The following is a 16,116-nucleotide window of genomic DNA, read 5'->3' as shown; positions in this document are numbered from 1 at the left end:
GGATCGCGGTCCCTTACCCTGGTTCACCGTGACCGCTGCATCCCCAGAGACCACCGCACCCGGCCGGTACGACCTGATCGTGGTCGGCTCCGGCTTCTTCGGACTGACCATCGCCGAGCGAGCGGCCTCCCAGCTGGGTAAGCGCGTCCTGGTCCTGGACCGGCGCCACCATCTGGGTGGCAACGCCTACTCCGAGGCCGAGCCGGAAACCGGCATCGAGATCCACAAGTACGGCGCGCACCTGTTCCACACCTCGAACAAGCGGGTGTGGGACTACGTCAACCAGTTCACCGACTTCACCGGCTACCAGCACCGCGTCTACGCGATGCACGACGGGCAGGCCTACCAGTTCCCGATGGGTCTGGGTCTGGTGTCGCAGTTCTTCGGCCGATACTTCAGCCCCGAGGAGGCCCGCGCTCTCATCGCCGAGCAGGCCGCCGAGATCGATGCGAAGCAGGCCCAGAATCTCGAGGAGAAGGCGATCTCGCTGATCGGCCGCCCGCTGTACGAGGCGTTCGTGCGCGACTACACGGCCAAGCAGTGGCAGACGGACCCCAAGGAACTGCCCGCCGGGAACATCACGCGGCTCCCGGTCCGGTACACGTTCGACAACCGCTACTTCAACGACACCTACGAGGGTTTGCCCGTCGACGGCTACACCGCGTGGCTCGAGAACATGGCGAAGCACCCGAACATCGAGGTACGCCTCGACACGGACTGGTTCGAGGTGCGCGAGGAACTGCGCGCGGAGAGCCCGGCCGCCCCGGTGGTGTACACCGGGCCGCTGGACCGGTACTTCGACTACTCCGAGGGCAAGCTCGGTTGGCGCACCCTCGACTTCGAGACCGAGGTGTTGCGAGACCGCGGTGATTTCCAGGGCACCCCCGTCATGAACTACAACGACGGCGACGTCCCGTACACCCGGATCCACGAGTTCCGGCACTTCCACCCGGAGCGGGACTACCCGACCGACAAGACGGTCATCATGCGCGAGTTCTCCCGGTTCGCCGGGGACGACGACGAGCCGTACTACCCGATCAACACCCCCGAGGACCGCGAGAAGCTGGCCGCCTACCGGCGCCGCGCCAAGGAGGAGACGGCAGCCGCGAAGGTGCTGTTCGGCGGCCGCTTGGGTACCTATCAGTATCTGGACATGCACATGGCGATCGCGAGCGCACTGTCGATGTACGACAACGTGCTGGCCCCGCATCTCGAATCCGGCACCGACCTGGTGGGGGACGACGCGTGAGCGGCCGGCACCTGCTCGCGGGAACCGGCGAGGACGGCACCGAGACCGGTGCGTACCCGGAGTTCCGCGGAAAATCGTTGCTGCAGCGGGTGATTCTCGCCCGCGCGGGCGAGCCGCTGGACGTGCGGACGCTGTACGTCGAGGAGTCGCGGACGAACGGGCGCCGGGCGCATTCGCTCTCGCGTACCTCGCTGTCGATCGGCGCCGAGTCCGAGGTCTCGTTCGGCAGCTACTTCAACGCCTTCCCGGCCAGCTACTGGCGTCGGTGGACGACGCTCGAGTCGGTGGTGCTGCGACTGGCGCTCACCGGTCACTGCCGGGTCGACGTCTACCGCTCGAAGGCGGACGGATCGCGCATCCACGTCGAGGGCCGCGAGTTCGAGGACGGCGACATCGACCTCGAGTTCGAGGTCGACCTCGGGCCGTTCGAGGACGGCGGCTGGATCTGGTTCGACATCACCACCGACTCCGAGGTGGTACTCGAGAGTGCGGGCTGGTACGCGCCGACCGCGGCTCCCGGCGAGGGCCGGGTGGCGATCGGTATCCCGACGTTCAACCGCCCCGCCGACGCCGTCAAGGCGCTCACGGCGCTGGCCTCGGATCCGCTGGTCCTCGACGTCATCGACGCGGTGATCATGCCGGACCAGGGCACCAGGAAAGTGCGGGGCGAGGCCGGTTTCGCGGACGCCGCGAACGCACTCGGTGATCGTCTCGCCATCCACGACCAGCCGAACCTCGGCGGGTCCGGTGGGTACAGCCGGATCATGTACGAGGCGCTGAAGACCACCGACAGCCCCTACATCCTCTACATGGACGACGACATCGAGATCGAGCCCGACTCGATCCTGCGGGCTCTCGCGATGTCGCGGTTCGCGAAGACCCCGATGCTCGTCGGTGGCCAGATGCTCAACCTCCAGGAGCGCAGCCACCTGCACACGATGGGTGAGGTCGTCGACCGTTCCGTCGTGATGTGGACCGGGGCCCCGAACGCGGAGTACGACCACGACTTCTCGAAGTACCCGCTCGGTGACCGGGAGAACTCGAAGAACCTGCACCGTCGCATCGACGTCGACGGCAACGGCTGGTGGATGTGCATGATCCCGCGGGTGTGCGCGGAGCAGATCGGCCTGCCCATGCCGCTGTTCATCAAGTGGGACGACTGGGAGTTCGCGCTGCGGGCCCGCGATGCCGGATTCCCGACGGCGACCGTGCCCGGTATCGCGATCTGGCACATGGCGTGGACCGACAAGGACGACGCCATCGACTGGCAGGCGTACTTCCACCTGCGCAACCGCCTGGTGGTCGCATCGCTGCACTTCCCCGGCAGCGCCCGCGGACTGGTCGTCAGCAGTGTCAAGGCCACCCTCAAGCACCTGCTGTGCCTCGAGTACTCGACCGTCGCGATCCAGAACAAGGCGATCGAGGACTTCCTGGCGGGTCCGGAGCACATCGCCGAACAGCTCGGCACCGCGCTCGGAGACGTGCACGCGATGCGCCGGGAGTTCCCGGATGCCGTGGTCGTCCCGTCGTCGACGGAACTGCCGTTGCCGTCGGGTGCCGGCGTCGGCGCGGTCGGCGAACCGACGAACCCGGTCGCGAAGGTCGCCCGGCTCGTGAAGGGGCTGGTCCACAACGCGAAGCCGGCGCAGGAGGACCACCACGAGCGGCCGCAGCTCAACGTCCCCACCCTGGATGCGCGCTGGTACCTGCTGTCGCAGGTCGACGGGGTCACCGTCACCACGGCGGACGGTCGCGGCGTCGTCTACCGCAAGCGCAACCCGAAGCAGGCGCTGGCACTGCTGAAACGGGCGATGGAACTGCGCCGGGAACTGCTGCGCCGGTTCCCCGAGCTGACCCGCGAATACCAGGCCGCGGCACCGGAACTGACCAGCAAGGAGAGGTGGGAACGTGTCTTCGGGATCTGACTCGGCAGGATCCGGCGGGGCGGGGACGACGGTGTCGCCCGAGGTCCGGGCACTGCAGGTGGTGCAGGCGACGATCGGCGCGCGGCCCGGTGCGATCACGGCAGCGCGGGGACTCTCGCACTTCGGTGAGCACGCCCTCGGCTGGATGGCGATCTCCGGCATCGGTGCCGCGCTCGACAAGCCTCGCCGCAGACAGTGGCTCGGGGTCGGTGTCGGCGCCGTCGGTGCCCACGCCGCCTCGATCGTGATCAAGCGTGTCGTGCGCAGGCCCCGGCCCAACGACCCGTCGATCCAGGTCAACGTGTCGACGCCCAGCAAGCTCAGCTTCCCGTCGTCGCACGCCACGTCGACCACGGCGGCTGCCGTGCTGCTCGGTCGGCTCACCGGGCTACCCTTGCCTGCGTTGTTGGTACCGCCCATGTTGCTGTCCCGGCTGGTGCTGGGAGTGCACTACCCGACCGACGTGCTCGCCGGGTCGGCACTGGGAGCCGCGGCGGCGGCAATCGTGTCCCGGCGAGCCGCGGCAGCGGCACCTGTGTCCCGGCCCGAGCGAAAGTGTGGAGACGTATGAGCGAGGAAGCGGCCGAGGTCAGCGGGCCTCCCAAGAATCTGGCGAGCGGCATCGTCAAGGCGATGCGCCCCCGCCAGTGGGTCAAGAACGTCCTGGTCCTGGCCGCTCCGCTCGCCGCGGGTACCGCGACGCAGTCCGACGTGCTGCTGCCCGTCGCTCTCGCCTTCGTCGTCTTCTGTATGGCGGCGTCGGGCATCTACCTGGTCAACGACGCCAGGGACGTCGAGGCCGATCGCGCGCACCCCACCAAGCGCTTCCGTCCCATCGCCGCCGGAGTCCTCCCCGTCAACCTGGCGTACGCGATGGCGGTCGTGCTGCTGGCCGGTTCGATCGGATTGTCGTTCATCGCGAACTGGCAGCTCGCGGTCGTCATGGCCGTCTACATCGCGGTGCAGCTCGCCTACTGCTTCGGGCTCAAGAACCAGGCCGTACTCGACATCTGCATCGTCTCCTCGGGCTTCCTGCTGCGTGCGATCGCCGGAGGCGCGGCCGCGGGGATCGACCTGTCGCAGTGGTTCCTGCTGATCATGGCGTTCGGCTCGCTGTTCATGGCGGCCGGCAAGCGGTACGCGGAGCTGCAGCTCGCGGAGCGGACGGGCGCGAAGATCCGCAAGTCGCTGCAGAACTACACCACCACCTACCTGCGGTTCGTGTGGACGCTCAGCGCCACCGCCGTCGTGATCTGCTACGGGCTGTGGGCCTTCCAACAGGACGAGCTCGAGTCCACCAACTGGTACGCGATCTCCATGGTTCCGTTCACCATCGCGATCCTGCGGTACGCGGTGGACGTCGACGGCGGCGAGGCCGGCGAGCCGGAGGAGATCGCTCTGGGCGACCGAGTGCTCCAACTTCTCGCGGTCGTGTGGATCGGAGTCGTCGGTGTCGCTGTCTACATCGTCTGAGGTCCGGCGCCGCGGCGGCGACCTCGACGAGCCGCGGGAGCGCGACACGGCGTCGCCGGTCTGGTCGAGGTGGGTGTTCGCCGGTGGCGTGGTCGTCGCCGGCGCACTGATGTTCCTCGGTGCCTGGGAGCGCCGCTGGATCGCGGACGACGGGCTCATCGTCCTGCGGACGGTGCGCAATCTGCTGGCAGGTAACGGCCCGGTCTTCAACGAGGGCGAGCGGGTCGAGGCCAACACCAGCACGGTGTGGACGTACCTCGTGTACGCGTTCGGCTGGCTCACCCAGGCACGGCTCGAGTACGTCGTGCTCGGAATCGCCCTGTTCCTGTCCACCGCGGCGATCGTCGTGATGATGCTCGGTACCGCGCGGCTGTATCGCGGTAGCGCGTTCGCGGCGGGCGGGACGCTGCTGCTGTTGCCCGCGGGCGCACTCGTCTACATCGCGGTACCACCGGCCCGCGACTTCGCCACGTCCGGCCTCGAGACCTGCCTGGTCTTGTTCTGGCTGGCGCTGCTCTGGTGGCTGCTGGTGCGGTGGAGTCAGGCGAGGGTGCCGTCCACCGGATCGGTACTGGTGTTGGCGTTCCTCGCGGGGCTCGGGCCGCTGGTCCGGCCGGAGATGGCGATCGTCGCACTCATCGCCCTGGCGATGGTCTTCCTGGCGCCGGGCAGCAGCTGGCAGCTCCGCACGGCGATGGTCGTCGTCGCCGCGCTCGTGCCGGTCGGCTACCAGATCTGGCGGATGGGGTACTACGCGCTGCCGTACCCGAACACCGCGGTCGCCAAGGATGCGGGCGGTGCCAAGTGGGGGCAGGGCTTCTCCTACCTGGCCAACCTGGTCGGACCGTACCTGCTCTGGTTGCCGTTGCTGCTGCTCACGGTCGCGGTCGTGGCCCTGTGGACGGGCCACCGTGGGCGTACCGCGGAGGCGTCCGACGCCGACGCTGGGCCGGAGCCGGTGTGGCAGCGGTTGCGGCGATTCCTGCACACGCCCACCGCGGTGGTGCTCTTCGCGCTCGGCAGCGGGGTGCTGCTGTGCCTGTACTCGCTGCGCGTCGGTGGCGACTTCATGCACGGGCGCGTGCTGCTGCCGCCGCTGTTCCTGCTGCTCACTCCGGTGGCGGTTCTGCCGATCCGCCTTCCCGAACGCTGGCGGCCGGGCCGCGCGCTGTGGGTGTTCGCCGGTACCGGCCTGATGTGGGTCGGCACCGTCGTCTGGGCCTTCTTCGCATCGAACACCACGGGCATGCCGGAGGGCGCGGTCGTCGGAAAGTCGGGAATTGTCGACGAGCGGGCCTTCTACGTCCTCAACACCGGTCGCGATCACCCGATCCGCGCGGAGGACTATCTGGATTACCCGCGGATGCGGGCGATGGTCGAGACCATCTCGTCGACCCCCGACGGCGGTCTGTTGCTGCCGTCGGCGGACTACACGTTCTGGTTCGTGGTGCCCCCGCCGCTTCCGATCCCGGAGGAGGGCGTCGGCCACACGGTGTACTTCCTCAACCTGGGCATGACCAGCATGAACGTCGGCCTGAACGTGCGGGTCATCGACCAGATGGGACTGGCGTACCCGCTGGCGTCGCACACCGAGCGGCTCGACGACGGCCGGATCGGACACGACAAGAACCTGTACCCGGACTGGGTGGTTGCCGATACCGGGATGGTCGACCGGCATCCGTGGATGCCGTTCTTCCTCGACGAGAAATGGGTCACCGAGGCGAATATCGCCATCAATTGCCCGCAGACGCAGGAACTGTTGACCTCTTACCGTTCGGAATTGACCTGGGCCAGGTTCAAACAGAACTTCCGGCAGGCGTTCGAATTCGCGGATTACCGTTTCGACCGGGTTCCGAAATACGAAATCCAGCGGTGTGGATTGACGTCACCCTTTACCGAGCCAGGTAACTGAACTATCTCGGAGCGTGCGGAATCTTCCGGACGTGTGGCGCCGCGATCTGGCCATACGGCCGGTGAGAGGCGCCACAGGCGGGGCGTGGATCACATCACGGTTGTGTAACGCGGGCGGGGTCGCCGGAGATATGTTCGGCAGATCGCTTCGGTGCGACGTACCGCCGCCTGTCCGATTCGTGCGTTTGTCACGACCGGACGCGTGACATACGCTCCACCGAGCGCGAACACCGCAGCACACTCGGTTATCGGCCGGAGCCACCGCTCGTGTGGAGGCTGCAGACGACAAGAGAGAGAGCAGTATTCATGCGTTTCGCACAACGCCTCAAACGGCGCGCGATGGCGATCGGCGCGGCTGCGCTGGTTCTTCCGCTCGCAGCCGGGATCGCCGGTGGTTCGGTCGCCGCAGCAGCACCCGACCGGTCCGGTCCGGTCCGCACCGTCCCCGCGGGCGGCTACGACGAGCTGTGGGTCCCGTCGTCGATGGGTCCGATCAAGGTCCAGGTCCAGTGGGCCAAGCGCGGCGGCAACGCGGCGCTGTACCTGCTCGACGGCCTGCGTGCCCGCGACGACCGCAACGCCTGGTCGTTCGAGACCAACGCGCTCGCACAGTTCGGCAACGACAACGTCACCCTCGTGATGCCGGTCGGCGGCGAGTCCAGCTTCTACTCGGACTGGTACTCACCGAGCAACTTCAACGGCCAGGAGATCACCTACAAGTGGGAGACGTTCCTGACGCAGGAACTGCCCAACTTCCTCGCCGGCTACGGAGTGTCCCGCTCGAACAACGCCGTCCTCGGCCTGTCGATGGGCGGCAGCGCCGCACTGACCCTGGCCGCGTACCACCGCGATCAGTTCAAGTTCGCCGGTTCGCTGTCCGGCTACCTGAACATCTCGGCTCCCGGCATGCGTGAGGCGATCCGGGTCGCGATGATCGACGCCGGCCGCTACAACGTGGACGCGATGTGGGGCCCGCCGTGGAACCCGGCCTGGCTGCGTAACGACCCGTTCGTCTTCGCGCCGCAGTTGCAGGGTCTGTCGATGTACATCTCCGCGGCGAGTGGCCTGCCCGGCGAGCACGATCGTCCGGTTGCGCCGATCGACTACTACAACACGGCCAACGGCATGGGGCTCGAGGCGCTCGCGCTGATCAACACCCGCGCCTTCCAGGTCCGCCTGGCCACCCTGGGCATCCCTGCCAACTTCAGCTTCCCGCCCAACGGCACCCACTCGTGGCCGTACTGGGAGGCGGAGCTGTGGAAGGCCCGCGGACAGATCCTCGACACGCTGAACGCCTGGTGAGGACGCTCGACAGTAGGTAGAACTCCACAATTTGGACGCCGGTATGCCATCTGGGCCCGAGTATCAGTAAGGTAACCCCGTCACGACGACGCCACCCGCACAGCGTGAACTGTGCGGGTGGCGTCGTGTACTGAGATTTTGCGTCGCGCCCGGGTGACTCCCGAGGCGCGACCTGCCGCGGCCGCGGCGAGAGGCATCGACCGGAGGGAAGACGGGTTCATGAGAGTTGGAGGTTCGGCTGGTAGACGCGGCTGGATTCGGCGCATCGCCGGGGCCGTCGCGCTGGCTGTGGCGCTGCCGCTGGGTGTGACTGTCGTCGGGGGCGGCGCGACCGCGTCCGCGGCGTTCGACCCCGCCGCGCAGGATTTCTGGGTCGATTCGGACATGGGTCCGATCAAGAGCCGGATCTGGCGTGCGCACGACGGCAACACGCAGCGTGTCGTCTACCTCCTGGACGGCCTGCGTGCACGGGACGACCTCAACGGCTGGGAGATCGACACCAACGTCGGCGGGTTCCTGGCGAGCCAGAACATCAACGTCGTCATGCCGGTCGGTGGCGAGTCCAGCTTCTACTCGGACTGGATTTCCACGTCCAACCTGAACGGACAGACCACGCCGTACAAGTGGGAGACGTTCCTGACGAGCAACCTCCCCAACGCGCTGCGCAACCAGCTCGGTTTCTCGTCCACCCGCAACGGCATCATCGGCATCTCGATGGGTGGCAGTGCCGCACTGACCCTGGCCGCGTACCACCCGAACCAGTTCAACTACGCCGGCTCGCTGTCCGGCTACCTGAACATCTCGGCTCCCGGTATGCGTGAGGCGATCCGGGTCGCGATGCTCGACGCCGGCCGGTTCAACGTGGACGCGATGTGGGGACCGCCGTGGAACCCGGCGTGGCTGCGTAACGACCCGTTCGTCTTCGCGGACCGCCTGCGCGACAACAACACGCGCGTCTGGGTGTCGGCAGGTAGCGGCATTCCCGCCCCGGGCGGCCCGAGCCGGCACAGCCCGATCGACGTGTTCAACACGGGCACCGGCTCGGCTCTCGAGGTGTTGGCCGTGACGAACTCCCGCGCGTTCCAGGTGAAGATGGCCGCCATCGGCGCGCACAACGTCACCTACAACTTCGAGCCCCGCGGTGTCCACACGTGGCGCTACTGGGAGAAGCAGATCCACGATCTGACTCCCGATCTCAGCGCCACCATCGGCTGAGTCGGTTAGCTCGTAAGTAACAATTGCAACAGCTGCAACAGCGCGGCACCCCCACTTTCGGCATCTTTCCGTGTAGAAAGAACCCGATGCGAGGCCGATCGGGCCTCGGGCGCACTCGGTTGGACGCGCAGAAAGTGAGTGGGTTTCATGCAGGCATCGGGTCCCCGGCGAACTTCGGGTCTTCGACGAGTGCTGATGGCCGCGCTGTTGGTGTTGCCGGTGGCGGTCGGGGCAACCACGGCCGCCACCGCGAGCGCCGACCCGGTCTCCGCACGCGCGCCGCTGTCGGCCTCACCCGGTCCCGCTCACACGCAGGCGCCGTCCGGCGTCACCGTGGACCGGGTCGACTGGCTCACCGACCGGCGGGTCGCCCTGTGGATCTCGTCTCCGTCCATGGGCACGCCGATCCAGGTGCAGTTGCTGCTCGCGCGTGACTGGAACGCCGACCCGAAGGCGTCGTTCCCCGCGGTCTTCATGCTCGACGGACTGCGGGCGCAGGACAACGAGAACGGCTGGACCCTCGAGACGGACGCCGAGGCGTTCTTCGCCGACAAGAACGTCAACGTCGTTCTCCCGGTCGGCGGCCAGTCCAGCTTCTACTCCGACTGGGTCGCCCAGGACAACGGGCAGAACTACCAGTGGGAGACGTTCCTCACGAAGGAACTGCCGCCGATCCTCGAGGGGGAGTGGCGGACCACCCAGACGCGCGGCGTCGTCGGCCTGTCGATGGGTGGGACGTCGGCGATGTTCCTCGCCGCCCGCAACGAGGGCTTCTTCGATTTCGCGGCATCCCTGTCGGGCATGCTGACCACCACCTCGCTGGGAATGCCGCAGGCGATCCAGTACGCGATGATCGACGCCGGCGGATTCGATTCGCGGGCCATGTGGGGCCCGCCGAGCGCGCCCGCCTGGGCCGAGCACGATCCGTACCTGCTCGCGGACAGGTTGAAGGGCGTCAGCCTCTACATCTCCAGCGGCAGCGGAACCACCGGACCGTACGACCAGCCGTCCGGTATCCCCGGTGTCTCCACCAACTACGCCGGGATGGGTCTCGAGATCCTGTCCCGCCTCACGTCGCAGGCCTTCGCCACCAAGCTGAACACTCTCGGGATCCCGGCGCAGGTCGTGTACCGGCCGTCCGGCACCCACTCCTGGCCGTACTGGCAGTTCGAGTTGCACCAGCTGTGGCCGCAGCTCGCCACGGCGCTCGGTGTCCCGGCCGACAAGCCGGCGTGCTCGGCGTCCGGCGCCATCGGCGGTGCCGCCGCGGCCGCGCCGTGGATCGGCGACTGCCTCACCCCGGAGTACAACGTGGGTAACGGTGTCGCGCAGGACTTCCGGTTCGGCCGGATCTTCCATTCGGGCGAGACCGGCGCGCAGCCGGTGGCCGGAGCGATCGGCGGCAGCTACCAGGCTGTGGGCGGGCCGGCGGGTGCCCTCGGCTTCCCGACGACCCCGGAACTCGTCACCCCGGACGGTCGTGGGAGGTTCACCCACTTCCAGCACGGATCGGTGTACTGGACCCCGCAGACCGGCGCGCACGCCGTCAAGGGCGCGATCCGCGACGAGTGGGCGCGTCAGGGCTGGGAGGGCGGCCCACTCGGCTATCCCGTCGCGGCCGAGGTGCCGACGCCGGGCAAGCCGGGAGCGGTCCAGGGCTTCGAGATCGGCGCGATGTACTCGGCAGCCGACACCGGCACCCATGCGGTGCAGGGAATGATCATGGGCAAGTACGCGGAGACCGGGTACGAGGGTGGCTGGCTCGGCTTCCCGAAGACCAGTGAGATTCCCGTCAGGGACGGTGGCCGCTTCAACGAGTTCGAGGGCGGCAACATCTACTGGAGTCCGCTGTCGGGAGCGTGGGCGGTCGAGAACGGGCCGATCTTCGAGGCGTGGAAGAGCGTCGACTACGAGGCGGGCCGGATCGGGTACCCGATCAGCGACAAGTTCGCGATTCCCGGTGGTGTCCAGCAGAACTTCCAGTTCGGGTACGTCACGGTGATCGACGGCACCGCCGAAGTGCACTGATTCCGCAGCAGCGGCTCGTCTGTACCCTGTGGAGATACAGCGACCTGGACTGCTGACCGGGTCGGTCCGTGGACAGGTGACCGGATCGGTCGGGGCCCGGTCAGGGAAGACGAGAGAGTTGAGGACGAGAGTAAACATGCCGCACGCCAGACGTTTCCGGACTTCCGTTGCCCGTGCCCTCGCGGTCGGCGCCGTCGCCGTCGCGGGCGGCGGACTGCTGGTCGGCTGCGGCAGTGACGACTCCACCGCCACCTCGACGCCCACCGCCACCACGACGGCCGCGGCGACGACGGAGGACGCGGAGGAGTCCGGCGAGCCCACGACGTCGGCCCCCGTGACCAACCCCGGCGAGGCGGCCACCGCACCGCCGTCGGAGCCGGAGCCGGTGCCGGACGACTACCCCGGCCCCGCCGAGGTTCCGGTGAGCGAGGACGGCAAGCGGTTCCTGGATGCCCTGCGCGCCGCGGGGATCACCCCGGCCGGGGACGGCTCGATCGCGGTGAGTACGGCCGACTACATCTGCCAGGCGCAGCGTGAGGGCCTCACCGACGCCGACACCATGATCTTCGTGACCGCGATGGTCGGTACCGAGGCCAGCGCCTCGGGCACCGAACTCGGCCCGGACCAGGCCGCGGCCCAGGCGCGCACCTACGTCGACGTCGCGCACGCCGACTACTGCAGGTAAGCGATGTCGAGGAGAGGTACCCGCGGCCGCCGCGTGTCCCGCGGCCGGCGCCTGGGCAGGTGGGTGCTGGTGGCGGTCGCGGTGTTCGTCGTGGTCGTCCTCGCGATCATCGCACTGTGGTATCTGCTCGCCGGGAGGGTGCCGCCGCCGATTCCGACGCCGCCCCCACCGGACCGGCCCCAGTCGCAGCCGGCGAGCTGTCCGGACGTGCAGGTGGTGGCCATCCCCGGCACCTGGGAGTCCAGTGCGGTCGACGATCCGTACAACCCGACGGCCAACCCGCTGTCGCTGATGCTCAACATCACCCGGCCGCTGCAGGAGCGGTTCGATTCGTCGCGCGCGGATGTCTACACCGTCCCGTACGTGGCGCAGTTCTCCAATCCGGTCGCGTTGCCGCCGGACGGGCAGCAGTCGTACAACAACAGCCGGGGCGAGGGCACCGCCCGGGCCACCGAGTTCATCGCCGCGCGGCACGCGGAATGCCCGCTGACGACGTTCGCGCTCACCGGCTTCTCCCAGGGCGCGGTCATCGCCGGTGACCTGGCCGCGCGGATCGGCAGCGGCGACGGCCCGATCCCGGCCGACCAGGTGCTGGGGGTCGGCCTGATCGCGGACGGACGCCGCGACCCGGCGCACGGACTCCAGGTCGGTCCGCCGGTCGCCGGAGTGGGAGCAGAGCTGTCGCTGGCGGGACTCGAGGTTCCCGGCATCACGATGACCGGCCCCCGGCCGGGAGGTTTCGGCGAACTCGACGACCGCACCGCGACGATCTGCGCGCCCTCGGACGGCATCTGCGATGCTCCGCCGCAGGCGTTCCGTCCGGGCAACTGGATCTCCAGCGCGGCCCGGCTGCTCGAGTACAACAACAACCCGGTCCACGCCCTGTACAACACCTTCGTGGTGGACGACTCGGGCGCGACGTCGACGCAGTGGACCGCGTCCTGGCTCGGCGACAAGATCGACGCCGCGCCGCACCCCCCGCATTCGTGATCCCCGAATTCGTCATCCGGGACACGGCGCGGCCGCGGGCGCTGTGTAACCTCCCAACGCCGGGCGCCGGGGTACTACCGGTCAGTACGTGGCCGGTAGTGTGCGTTCTTCGTCACCGGTAAAGTGCTGCAGGGTCCGGAACGGACGGCAGGGCGCGCACGCGCCCCGACGGCCACCGGTGTGACGGACGTTTCCACCACCACGAGAGGCGATAGATGACAGCGTCGGACGGCCGCGCGCTTCGCAAGTTCCGGTTTGCGGCCGGAGGCGAGGGCAATGCAGACGAGGGCGGCGCCCGCCGCTTCGTGAAGCTCGCCCAGAAGGCCGAGGAACTCGGCTTCGACAGCTTCATGATCCCGGACCACCTGGGCAACCAGGTCGGCCCGATCGCCGCGCTGGGAGCGCTCGCGGTCGCCACGGACAAGATCCGGCTCGGCACCGCCGTCCTGGCCAACGGCTTCCGGCATCCGGCGATCCTCGCCAAGGACGCCGCGACCATCGACGTCCTCTCCGGTGGCCGACTCGAGCTGGGTATCGGCGCCGGCTGGATGAAGGAAGAGTTCGACAAGGGCGGCATCGAGTACGAGCGCCCCGGAGTACGGATCGCGAAGCTCGAGGAGTCGTTGCAGATCCTCGACACCCTGCTGCGTGGGCAGGAGTGCAACTTCGAGGGCAAGTACTACCAGATCAGGGGCCTGACCGGCAGCCCCCGGCCCCGGCAGGGTCCGCGCCCGCCGATCGCGGTCGGTGGCGGCGGCCCGAAGATGCTCGCCCTCGCGGCGAAGTACGCGGACATCATCTCGGTGGCCACGCCGACCAGCCGCGACGGCAAGCTCCTGCTCTCGGGCGTGACGATCGAGAAGACCCTCGAGCGGGTCGAGCAGATCCGTGAGGCCGCCGGCGACCGGTTCGCCGACATCGAGCTGAACTGGACCATCACCACCATCGTCATCACCGACGACCGCGAGCAGACGGCGGAGATGGCGCTGGCCGCGCTCGATCAGGGATTCCCCCCGAACATCGAGGTGGACACCAAGCTGTCCGTCGAGGACATCCTGAACTCGCCGTACCTGGCCATCGGCTCCTTCGAGGAGATCGCGGACCAGATCCGGATGGTGCGGGAGAAGACGACCATGTCCTACGTGGGTGTCTTCCCGACTCAGATGGACGCGTTCGCCCCGATCATCGCCCAGTTGAAGGGCGAGTGACGTCGGGCACGTGGGCGATCCGTTCGATGCGAATCTGTAACATGACGACTGTTCGATAGCGATAGGCGTATTCGGGCAAGTGGTATTTGGAGCCGCGCCCACCAGTGGCGAAGATCCGATTCAGCGAAGGAAGTCTGGGGCGCAGGCGTGCCGGAAGTACGCCTGTGTGATCGCTTCGGAGGAGAAGGAATGAACGCGAAGTTCGATGATTTCATCGACGAGAAGGGGCACATCCGGCTGGAGCCGGGCAACACCCTGATCGATTACGTCCAGCGGCACACCCGGGACAATTCGGACGAGCTGGCGTATCGCTACATCGATTATTCGCGTGACCGTGACGGCGAAGTCCACGAGTTGACCTGGGAGCAGTTCGGCGTCCGGCTGCGGGCGGTCGCCGCTCGGCTGCAGCAGGTCACCCAGCCCGGCGACCGCGTGGCCGTCCTCGCCCCGCAGGGCCTGGACTACGTCATCTCCTTCTTCGCCGCGATCCACGCCGGCACCATCTCGGTACCGCTGTTCGACCCCGACGAGCCGGGCCATACCGACCGGCTGCACGCCGTCCTCGGCGACTGCAAGCCGTCCGCGATCCTCACCGCCACGTCCTCCGCCGCGGGCGTACGCCAGTTCTTCCGTGCGCTGCCCGCCGCCGAGCGGCCCCGCGTGATCGCCGTCGACGCGATCCCGGACAGCGTCGGCGAGACCTGGGTGCGCCCGGATGCGGACCTCGACGACATCGCGTACCTGCAGTACACCTCGGGTTCGACCCGGGTTCCCGCCGGCGTGGAGATCACCCATCGCGCCGTCGGCACCAACGCGCTGCAGATGGTCGATTCGATCGAGCTCACCGAGAACTCCCGCGGTGTCACCTGGCTGCCGCTGTTCCACGACATGGGTCTGCTCACGGTGATCCTGCCTGCCCTCGGAGGCAAGTACATCACCATCATGAGCCCGCGTGCGTTCGTGCAGCGCCCGTACCGGTGGATCAAGGAACTCGCGGCCGTGTCGGACGGCGCGGGCACCTTCGCCGCGGCGCCGAACTTCGCGTTCGAGCACGCCGCCGCCCGCGGACTACCCAAGGACGGCGAGAGCCTGGACCTGTCCAACGTGATCGGGCTGATCAACGGCTCCGAGCCGGTCACCACGTCGTCGATGCGCAAGTTCAACGAGGCGTTCGCCCCGTACGGGCTGCCGAAGACCGCGATCAAGCCGTCCTACGGCATGGCGGAGGCCACCCTGTTCGTCTCCGCGACGAGGCACTCGGACGAGGCCCGGATCATCTACGTCGACCGCACCGAGCTCAACGCCGGCCGCGTCGTCACGGTGGATCCGCACGCGGAGAACGCGATCCCGCAGGTGTCCTGCGGCTACGTCGCGCGCAGCCAGTGGGCGACGATCGTCGACCCGGAGACCGCCACCGAGCAGCCCGACGGGCGTGTCGGAGAGATCTGGCTGCACGGCGAGAACATCGGCATCGGCTACTGGGGCCGCAAGGACGAGACCGACGACACCTTCCACAACAAGCTGCCGAACCGGCTCGCCGAGGGCAGCCACGCCGAGGGCGTCGCCGAGGACGGCAACTGGATGCGGACCGGCGACTACGGCGTGTACGTGGACGGCGAGCTGTACATCACCGGCCGCGTCAAGGACCTGGTGATCGTGGACGGGCGCAACCACTACCCGCAGGATCTCGAGTACTCGGCGCAGGAGTCCAGCAAGGCACTGCGGCCCGGCTTCGTCGCCGCGTTCGCGGTTCCCGCCAACGAATTGCCCGCCGTGGTGTTCGAGAACTCCCATTCGGGGATCAATTACGACCCCGAGGACAGTTCCGAGCAGCTGGTGATCGTCGCGGAGCGGGCGCCGGGCGCCGGCAAGGCGGATCCGCAGCCGATCGCGGACACGGTGCGCGCCGCACTGTCCACGCGTCACGGCGTCACGGCGCGCGATGTGCTGCTGGTACCCGCCGGGTCGATCCCGCGGACCTCGAGCGGCAAGATCGCACGGCGCGCGGCCAAGGCCGCCTACGTCGAGGGCACGCTGCGCGGTGGGCACGCGCAGACCGCCTTCCCGGACGCCGTTTCCGAATAATCCTTCTCCTCCTGACGGGTAGCTTGGTGAATTGATGGCTGAGAA

Annotated in this window: 12 protein-coding genes; all 12 read left to right on the top strand. The window is 68.2% G+C overall.

Annotation, left to right across the window (positions count from 1 at the left end; translation table 11 throughout):
• The first annotated feature begins 28 nt into the window (after nt 1-28).
• Nucleotides 29-1,249: a UDP-galactopyranose mutase gene (gene glf, locus G4H71_RS09165; protein WP_072737455.1), complete on the top strand. Its 1,221-nt coding sequence runs from the start codon at nt 29-31 to the stop codon at nt 1,247-1,249.
• Nucleotides 1,246-3,174, top strand: a complete 1,929-nt coding sequence (locus G4H71_RS09160) for a glycosyltransferase (RefSeq protein WP_083343033.1) — start codon at nt 1,246-1,248, stop codon at nt 3,172-3,174. The genes glf and G4H71_RS09160 overlap by 4 nt, the downstream gene beginning before the upstream one ends.
• Before the next feature lie 31 nt (nt 3,175-3,205).
• Complete coding sequence (locus tag G4H71_RS09155; RefSeq protein ID WP_072737454.1) at nt 3,206-3,745, top strand: phosphatase PAP2 family protein; 540 nt, start codon at nt 3,206-3,208, stop codon at nt 3,743-3,745.
• Nucleotides 3,742-4,647: a decaprenyl-phosphate phosphoribosyltransferase gene (locus G4H71_RS09150; RefSeq protein WP_072737453.1), complete on the top strand. Its 906-nt coding sequence runs from the start codon at nt 3,742-3,744 to the stop codon at nt 4,645-4,647. Before G4H71_RS09155 ends, G4H71_RS09150 begins: the two co-directional genes overlap by 4 nt.
• Nucleotides 4,625-6,559 carry an arabinofuranosyltransferase AftB family protein gene (locus G4H71_RS09145; RefSeq protein ID WP_072737452.1) on the top strand — a complete coding sequence of 645 codons (1,935 nt, stop codon included), beginning with the start codon at nt 4,625-4,627 and terminating at the stop codon, nt 6,557-6,559. Before G4H71_RS09150 ends, G4H71_RS09145 begins: the two co-directional genes overlap by 23 nt.
• Nucleotides 6,560-6,864: 305 nt before the next feature.
• On the top strand, nt 6,865-7,860 hold the full coding sequence (locus tag G4H71_RS09140) for an alpha/beta hydrolase (RefSeq protein ID WP_072737451.1): 996 nt from the start codon (nt 6,865-6,867) through the stop codon (nt 7,858-7,860).
• Nucleotides 7,861-8,079: 219 nt separating this feature from the next.
• Nucleotides 8,080-9,075 (top strand): alpha/beta hydrolase, encoded by a 996-nt coding sequence (locus G4H71_RS09135; RefSeq protein ID WP_083343034.1) that lies wholly within the window; start codon nt 8,080-8,082, stop codon nt 9,073-9,075.
• Nucleotides 9,076-9,270: 195 nt separating this feature from the next.
• A complete protein-coding gene (locus G4H71_RS09130; RefSeq protein WP_246442354.1) occupies nt 9,271-11,103 on the top strand; it encodes an alpha/beta hydrolase-fold protein in 1,833 nt (610 codons plus the stop codon).
• A 136-nt stretch (nt 11,104-11,239) separates the two neighbouring features.
• Complete coding sequence (locus tag G4H71_RS09125; protein ID WP_072737450.1) at nt 11,240-11,788, top strand: DUF732 domain-containing protein; 549 nt, start codon at nt 11,240-11,242, stop codon at nt 11,786-11,788.
• 3 nt (nt 11,789-11,791) lie between these two features.
• A complete protein-coding gene (locus G4H71_RS09120; protein WP_072737449.1) occupies nt 11,792-12,778 on the top strand; it encodes a cutinase family protein in 987 nt (328 codons plus the stop codon).
• A 215-nt stretch (nt 12,779-12,993) separates the two neighbouring features.
• Nucleotides 12,994-13,986, top strand: a complete 993-nt coding sequence (locus tag G4H71_RS09115) for an LLM class F420-dependent oxidoreductase (protein WP_072737448.1) — start codon at nt 12,994-12,996, stop codon at nt 13,984-13,986.
• 189 nt (nt 13,987-14,175) lie between these two features.
• Nucleotides 14,176-16,071 carry a long-chain-fatty-acid--AMP ligase FadD32 gene (fadD32, locus tag G4H71_RS09110; RefSeq protein WP_072737447.1) on the top strand — a complete coding sequence of 632 codons (1,896 nt, stop codon included), beginning with the start codon at nt 14,176-14,178 and terminating at the stop codon, nt 16,069-16,071.
• The last annotated feature ends 45 nt before the right edge of the window (nt 16,072-16,116 follow it).

It is taken from the genome of Rhodococcus triatomae, assembly GCF_014217785.1.
GTDB classification, from domain to species: domain Bacteria; phylum Actinomycetota; class Actinomycetes; order Mycobacteriales; family Mycobacteriaceae; genus Rhodococcus_F; species Rhodococcus_F triatomae.
The sequence above is the reverse complement of the archived record's forward strand: the minus strand, read 5'-3'. Positions and strand labels throughout refer to the sequence as shown.